The organism is Streptomyces sp. LS1784, assembly GCF_020103755.1.
GTDB lineage: Bacteria > Actinomycetota > Actinomycetes > Streptomycetales > Streptomycetaceae > Kitasatospora.
In genome coordinates, this window is the sequence record NZ_JAHSQD010000468.1 from 1 (window position 1) to 6,616 (window position 6,616).

The 6,616-nt window shown below is 69.0% G+C and carries 7 protein-coding genes and 1 pseudogene; 2 read left to right on the top strand and 6 right to left on the bottom strand.

The genetic code is table 11. The annotated features are described in order from the left end of the window. Positions 1 to 105: 105 nt before the first annotated feature. Together KS423_RS34835 and KS423_RS34840 are read right to left on the bottom strand one after the other, a co-directional pair. Positions 106 to 609, bottom strand: a complete 504-nt coding sequence (locus KS423_RS34835) for a hypothetical protein (RefSeq protein ID WP_224283759.1) — start codon at positions 607 to 609, stop codon at positions 106 to 108. 188 nt (positions 610 to 797) lie between these two features. Then, on the bottom strand, positions 798 to 1,187 hold the full coding sequence (locus tag KS423_RS34840; RefSeq protein ID WP_224283754.1) for a hypothetical protein: 390 nt from the start codon (positions 1,185 to 1,187) through the stop codon (positions 798 to 800). A 125-nt stretch (positions 1,188 to 1,312) separates the two neighbouring features. On the opposite strand from KS423_RS34840, the pseudogene KS423_RS34845 reads away from it, so the two are divergent. Continuing rightward, a pseudogene (locus tag KS423_RS34845) lies at positions 1,313 to 1,886 on the top strand (transposase); the annotation flags it as partial. Positions 1,887 to 1,923: 37 nt separating this feature from the next. On the opposite strand, the gene KS423_RS34850 reads toward KS423_RS34845, so the two are convergent. The 3 genes from KS423_RS34850 to KS423_RS34860 all read right to left on the bottom strand — a co-directional run bounded on the left by KS423_RS34850 (position 1,924) and on the right by KS423_RS34860 (position 4,437). Next, on the bottom strand, positions 1,924 to 2,739 hold the full coding sequence (locus tag KS423_RS34850; protein ID WP_224283755.1) for a hypothetical protein: 816 nt from the start codon (positions 2,737 to 2,739) through the stop codon (positions 1,924 to 1,926). Positions 2,740 to 2,850: 111 nt separating this feature from the next. After that, positions 2,851 to 3,243 (bottom strand): hypothetical protein, encoded by a 393-nt coding sequence (locus KS423_RS34855; protein ID WP_224283756.1) that lies wholly within the window; start codon positions 3,241 to 3,243, stop codon positions 2,851 to 2,853. Between the two features lie 708 nt (positions 3,244 to 3,951). Then, positions 3,952 to 4,437, bottom strand: coding sequence for a hypothetical protein (locus tag KS423_RS34860; protein WP_224283757.1), 486 nt, complete (start codon positions 4,435 to 4,437; stop codon positions 3,952 to 3,954). 1,052 nt (positions 4,438 to 5,489) lie between these two features. On the opposite strand from KS423_RS34860, the gene KS423_RS34865 reads away from it, so the two are divergent. Next, positions 5,490 to 6,167: a hypothetical protein gene (locus KS423_RS34865; protein ID WP_224283758.1), complete on the top strand. Its 678-nt coding sequence runs from the start codon at positions 5,490 to 5,492 to the stop codon at positions 6,165 to 6,167. Between the two features lie 41 nt (positions 6,168 to 6,208). On the opposite strand, the gene KS423_RS34870 is transcribed toward KS423_RS34865, so the two are convergent. Further along, positions 6,209 to 6,616 (bottom strand): LysR substrate-binding domain-containing protein (locus tag KS423_RS34870; protein ID WP_263455558.1); only part of this gene is annotated, 408 nt, incomplete at its 5' end.

Consider the following 6,616-nt stretch of genomic DNA (forward strand, 5'->3'; position numbering starts at 1 on the left):
GCTGCGGCCGCAGCAGACCGGCGGCCAGCGCCCGGTCGAAGGCGTCGACGACGGCCAGGGCCTCGTCGAGGCCGTCGACCGGTGCGGAGAGGAAGTCGGTGCGCATCACGCCGCCGCCCGGGCCGTCGGGAACCAGTGCATCTCCGGCAGCGGCTCGGTCGTCGCCTCGAACTCCAGGTACTCCAGGTGGTTCAGGAACCGGGCGAACACTGCGGCGGCCGGGGAGGACTCGGCCTTCGCCGGGCGGGCCGAGGTCATGACGCGGGTGATCTCCCCGGCGTCGGGCTCTGCGGCGTCGGTGTCGACCCGCAGGCAACGGGCGACCCGCTCGCCGCCGAACTGCACCACGGCCTCGGCGATCAGGGCGACGAGGTGCTTGCAGTAGCCGCCGTGGGCACCGCCGCAGGGGCGGTTGTTGTTGGTGCTGCACGCGAACTCGAAGGTGCCGGCCGCGATGGCCGACACGTAGACCCGGCCGATGTCCGAGCCGCTGGAGACGACGCCCTGCAGACGCCCGTCGGCCAGCTGCACGAACGGCACCTTGGCGAGCTTGCGCGGCCGGGCGGGTGGGACCACCCGGGCCGTACTCGATTCCTCCCGGACAGGCAACAGCACACCGTCTCCTCAGGATGACAGGGGGATTCACGCCGCATCGGGGCGACGTTCGTGCTGATGAACATAGTGGTGGCCACTGACACCGATAGTCGTAACTGGGTCCCCGGTGGTCGTGGCTCTGCTACTGACTGACGCCCCGCTGGGCTGTCTTCGCGTTGTTCTGTCCGGCTGCCGGGACCCCTTCACCCCGATTCGCCGGGTGTCCGAAATTCGACAAGTAGCCTGGCAAGAACACCCCTCGCCGCGCTCCGGCGCCGGAGCGCAGCGGCCGTCAGCGGGCGGCGATCACCATTGACGAGCTGCACCGTGTGGGGCGCGGAGAGTCGGCCGCTCTCAGTGCCGACAGCGACGCACATGGTGATCAGCAGCTGGACGACTGCCACCGGCCGGAGCACATCGCCGGCTTCCTCCCACACCAATCGAGCCGCCTGGACACCGAGCTCCCTGTGGACGGCGAGCAGTTCCAGCACCGTGGCCGGCACCGGGTCCGGCGCCGTGTTCGCGGCCTGGCGCAGCCGGGCGACACTGCCGTACTCGTCGAGCCGGCCGTAGACCGGGCGGCTGGAGAGCACCGCCAGGCAGAGCAGCTCACTGGTCTGGAGTGGCGGTTGCCGTGTCGGCGGCGAGGGCCGACCTCGACATCAACTGACGCCACCAGACCGCTAGATCCGGCCTTCACCAAGGCCGCAGCCGGTGGCCCGCGACAACGAGTTGCAGCGCAGGCGTCACCGAGGGCGAACTCCCCATCATCGACGGCACGTTGATCCGCCGGGAGGTCGACCGGTTGCCCGGCGGCGGAGACCCGCTACCGCTCTGGCTGTGGTCCTCCGCCACCGGCATGACCGGCGCCGACATCGACGTGCGGTGGCAGGCGTTCCTTCGACGCTTCGACCTGGAGCACACGTTCCGGATGATCAAGCAGACGCTCGGCTGGACCCGCCCCAAGCTCCGCACCCCGCAGGCCGCGGACCGGTGGACCTGGCTGATCGTCACCGCCCACACGCAGCTCCGCCTCGCCCGCCCGCTCGCCGAAGACGTCCGCCACCCCCGGGAACGGCCCACCGAGCCGAACAGGCTTACGCCCGCCCGAGCCCGACGCGGGTTCAGGAACCTCCGCCCGACCTCGCCCTGCCCGTGCGCCGAAACCATCGCGGCCGGGACCAGGCCGACCACTGGGCTCGAAGAACAAGCAGCCCGCCACCCGCTACGACGTGGGCAAGGCCGTCAGACGCCCCGAGAGCATCATCGAACGCGACCAGGCCAGACCCTGACGAGGTTCGTGGGAGATTCCAATGTCGACTCCACTGGTCAGGTCGCGGTGGGGATGTAGCGTGCTGCTGCGAGCTTGGCCATCGTCCGAAGTCTCGCGAAGTAGGAGACGCAGTACTCCGAGTTGATCAGGGGCACGATCTTGTCGAGGTCGGCGATGCATGCCCAGAGCATGGCAATGCCACTGTCGTCAAGCCCACCGTTCAACTCTCGCTGGACGAGGCCGGCGACGTCGGCGTCCAGGAGGATCAGCTCCACGCCCTCGATGTCCACGCCGCGGAAGCTGTCGGGGTACAGGGCGCGCCGGTGTTCCTCCCACAGCCGGGCGAGTCGGTCTTCAGGCTGTGCTCGGCTCATGTCGACAGCTGCCGCTTCTGCCGCAGATGGTGGGCTAAGAAGCAGGGAAACAGCATCGAAGACGGTACGCACCATGGCGATGGCCCCGACCGGGCCGAGAGCGGCACTTGTCACGGTGCCCTGCGTGAGTTCGTCGCGCAGTACTCGGCTGCGGTCGAGCTCGGCAGCGAGTTCGGCCGGGATGAGCCCTGCGTCGCTGGCCCGCTCGATGAGGTCCTGGAGCGGTTCGTCGATGGCCAGACGCCCGGCAAGGATGTGCTCCAGGGCGAACAGGGAATGTGTGACGGCGACGGTGGCGAACTCGTACCGGTAGTAGGAGTGCCGGATGAGCTCGCGGGACGTTTCCATCGCGCTCATGACGTACATCGACGCGTCGCCAGGCAGAACCAGGCCGGCCACCAAAGCGTCCATGCCTGCATAGTCGAGAACGACGTCGCGGGCACGCGGGTCCGGTACTGGCAGAGGGAGCGGGCCGGGCAACGGCGGCAGGGTGTTCACCAGTGCAGTCTTGTCATCTGGAGGTTCTCGGTGCCAACGGATTTACTCGGGGCGGTTGGCAACCCGGTGCCGCACGTCGCAACCGGCCCGGTCCGACCTTAAAGAACAAGCTCAGGACGACTTGACGAGCGTCTCCACCGGGGAGCGGAGATAGGTGAACCCCAACTCGGTGCTGTCTGCGTAGTGCAGATAGGACATCCAGAAGTTGCACTTGCCCTGTCCGTCCTTCCGCATCGCGTTGATACGGACACCGTTTCCGGCATCGTTGAAGAACTCCTCCTTCCAGGAGCCGTCGATCTCGGTGACCTCATCCGACGGGGACCTGTCTGAGTAGTCACAGACGCTGGCCGGTATCAACGATCCGCCGATGGTTCCGTCGCCCTTGAGCTCCAGCAGGAAGGAACCGTTGCGCCAGGTGCCTTCCAGCTCGGGCTCCGCCGACATGATCCGCCATCCGGCGATCGCAGCAGCCGCCAACGTCAGTGCCGCGGCCGCGAGGATCACTCGCTTCAGTCCGGGAGCCAACCGACTGTCCCTTCTCTCGGTTCCGAGGCCGCCTACCGCTCGCCTCACAGGTCATCTTTCCGAAAGTCATCGGCCAGGCCATACTGCCCGCCGTCGACGTAAGGACGCGCTTGCTGCACTACGTAGTCTCCGACCCACGCATCGATCGCCGTCCCGTTCCAAGCCAACTTGCCCAGGGAAGGTTCGCCTTCGCGGCCAACTGTCTGCGTACTCATCAACACGTGTACGCCGACACCGCGGCCTCAAAGGCGGCCAGCCCCGCAAGGCCTGAACTCCCGCACCGACGCCTTCGGCGCCGCCACCAGCCAGCACTGGCAAGGCCGGCACCACGAAGAGGAGGACATCGAGTACCAGACCTACAAGGGCCGGATCCCTGTCCTGGCCACCACCACCGACCGCCTCCTGGAGCACGGCTTCCTCGGCCCGACACCTGGTGGCGCTACAGCCTGGGCACCTGGACCCACCTCGCCCACGCCCTCGACCCCCAGCCTGACCACGACCAGATCCGCAAACACCGCAAGGGAACTGGCAGTCCCAGCGGACTGACTGGACCCCTTGCCACGCCGCCCGCGCCCGTCCCGGAGTCGTGGATGCGCTGACCGCCCCTCCGGCCGCCACCATGTGATGGCGGCCGCCGTTGAACGGGACAGCCGAAAAATGGGGAGACATGCCCCGGACCGAGCCCGCTCAGCCCTTGCCGCCACCGGCCGCGCGGTAGGCCGCCACGGCGGCCGGCAGGACGGCCTCCACCCCGACCACGGGCGCCTGCTCGATCAACTTGTCCACCGTCAGCAGCACATCGCGCTCCCGGACGAACGCCCTCTCGATAACCCACGGCTGGTTGTCGTCCGCGGAGGTGACGGTGATCCGCAGCACCAGGCTGTCGTCCGCCGGCACGCCCGCATCCTTCGTCGACACGGTGTTCCGCGTCGCGGGGCCGCCAAGGGGAAGCACGTCGGAGTAGGAGGCACAGCGCTGCGCCGCGCCGCGGATGGCCGTCATGACGGTGGCCGCCTGGCCGGGCCCGTACCGGTCGAGCGTCTCCTCGCCGTACCAGCCGTCGGCGAGGTCGTGAGGGTCGGTGGGTGGCCGCTCCAGGCTGACCCAAGCCTCCTCCAAGAACTGGGTGTGGGTGGCCAGGAAGCTGTCCGTCACCAGGTCCGAGCACGGCATCGACATGATCGGGGCACGAGGAGCGGGGGAGCGGGGAACATCGGGCAGCAGTTGGAAGCCGGCCGGAAGCTGAGCAGACGTCAGCAGACCGGCGGCCAGTCGCGGCGGCACGGGCCCCGCAGAGGCCGGGGCCCCACCCGCCGACCGCACGTCGGACAGTCCGCCGGAACACCCCGCCAGCCCCACCGCAACCCCCGCAACCAGCGCGACAGCACGCACACGCACCGGACAACCCCTCCGTAGCCCCAAGATCGCGCGCATCCTCTCATGCGCCGGTGATGATCGGCGTTTGGTTTTCAGTGGCTCGGTGTGGCTGTTCACCGGGGTGGTCGAGGCTGTTTTCCCTGGTCGCGGGCGTTTGTGGTTGGGGATGGTGAACGGCGGGGCCGGGTGCGCGGTGAAGTGTCCCGCTGTGTTGCGGTGAAGATGCAGCACCGATCGCTATCGCTGGACCCGGATGGCCGTGGATCCCGTCCGCCTGATGCCAACCGCTCGCGGTGCGGCGGGCCGGACTGGGGCACGACGGCCCCAGAAAGACCGCCAGACCGCCTCCGTACGGCCCGGCCCCCACACCCACACAGCTGCGCCCCCGCACCGTCCCCGGGGCGTCCGCCGCCCGCGACGCCGGAGCCTCCAAAGCCGACTGGGCCGCCGTCCTCGCCGCCGGCCTCGTCGTCGAGTTCACCGGCATCGACCGGGGCGTCCTCGACATCGACCGACGCCACCAGACCGCCAGATCCCGTCCTCACCGAGGCCGCAGCCGGTAGCCCGCGACAACGAGTTGCAGCGCAGGCGTCACCGAACTGCAGCACCGGGCGTCACTGGGCTGCAGTCTCGGTGACACCCGAGTGCACACCCGCCGGGCCAAGCGGCCCGGCCACACCCGAACCGCACCCGGGTACCAGCCGAACGGCGTCCGCGCAGCCCGCGCGGAGCCGTTTGAATTCCCGCAGAAAAACCTGCTGGAGAATTCACAGCCATTGAAGTCGAAAGGGAAACCCGTGGAGCGAGTCACCAGTCCCCGCGAAGCAGTCCGCCGCAAGGCCACAGGAATGACTTTCGAACAGGTTGCCGAAGCAAAAGAAGAAGCCGCCATGCTGGAACGTCACCGCTTCCGGGCCTGTTATATCCGAGAAGACATGGCCGCGACCGAAAATGCAATCGAACGACACAAAGAATGGCGCCGCATCGGCTACGTCATGGCCAAGGAAAACCTCACCACCTACGACCCCGACCGCGACCCCACCGTCCAACGCCGGCACCGCGAGGAACACGCCCGCCTCGCCGCAGTCCACACCCAGACCACCGAACCCACCACCCACCACCCCATCGACCCCAGGCTCCAGACCATCCTGACCGCCCTCGGCCGCGCCGGCCTCTACAACCTCACCGAAGCCGACCACCAGGCCGCCGCCGTCCTCGCCCAGCTCGACCACACCACCGTCACCCAACTCACCACCCGGCTGGAACGAACCCGCGAAACGGCCCTCCACCTCGCCGCAAGCACCCCACCCACCGGGCCGCCCTACCGCCGCCCACGGCCCGCCGCCCGCGCGGCGCGTAGGACCCGCTGCGCTGCGCCGGGCCGCCGTCCGGGCCTGCTCTCTGGGGCCGTCGGTCCGTCCCGGACGGTGCCAGGCAGGGCCGCCGTTGTGACGGAGCGTCGCAGTTTGCGAGTGATCGCGGAGATATCGCAGGTCCAGGGCTGGGTGGTGCGCGATGGTTTGTGAGCCGGGACACGATAGGTGGAACCTGGCCAGGCGTATTGGAACTACCGGAGACGGGTCGCAGTCCGGACAAGGTCGGCGACGGCTCTGGACCGACTGTGCGGCGGCCAGGCGATCACGGTGGTGACTTTCGGCGCGTCCAGCACGGGCACGGCGGCGAGGTCACCGTGCAGTTGAGCTCGGCACGACTCCGGTGAGACCGCGCAAGCACGGCCGAGCGCGACGAGCTGCAACAACTGCGCGTGGTCGCGGACCTGCGGGCCGGGGCCGGGCGGGTAGGTGCCGTCGGGGTCGGGCCAGCGTGGCAGGGGCAGGCCGGGCAGCCCGGTGATGTCGGCCATGTGCACATGGGTCCGGACGGTGAGCGGATGCCCGGCCGGCAGGACCACAACCTGGCCCTCCGTGCTGAGTTCTTCGGTGTGGAACCCTGCCGTCGAGTCGAACGGCCGGTG

Excerpts from the sequence above, each read along its gene's own strand:
- KS423_RS34865 (WP_224283758.1), top strand. The coding sequence starts at position 5,490 with ATGACTTTCGAACAGGTTGCCGAAGCAAAAGAAGAAGCCGCCATGCTG.
- KS423_RS34860 (WP_224283757.1), bottom strand. The coding sequence starts at position 4,437 with ATGCCGTGCTCGGACCTGGTGACGGACAGCTTCCTGGCCACCCACACC.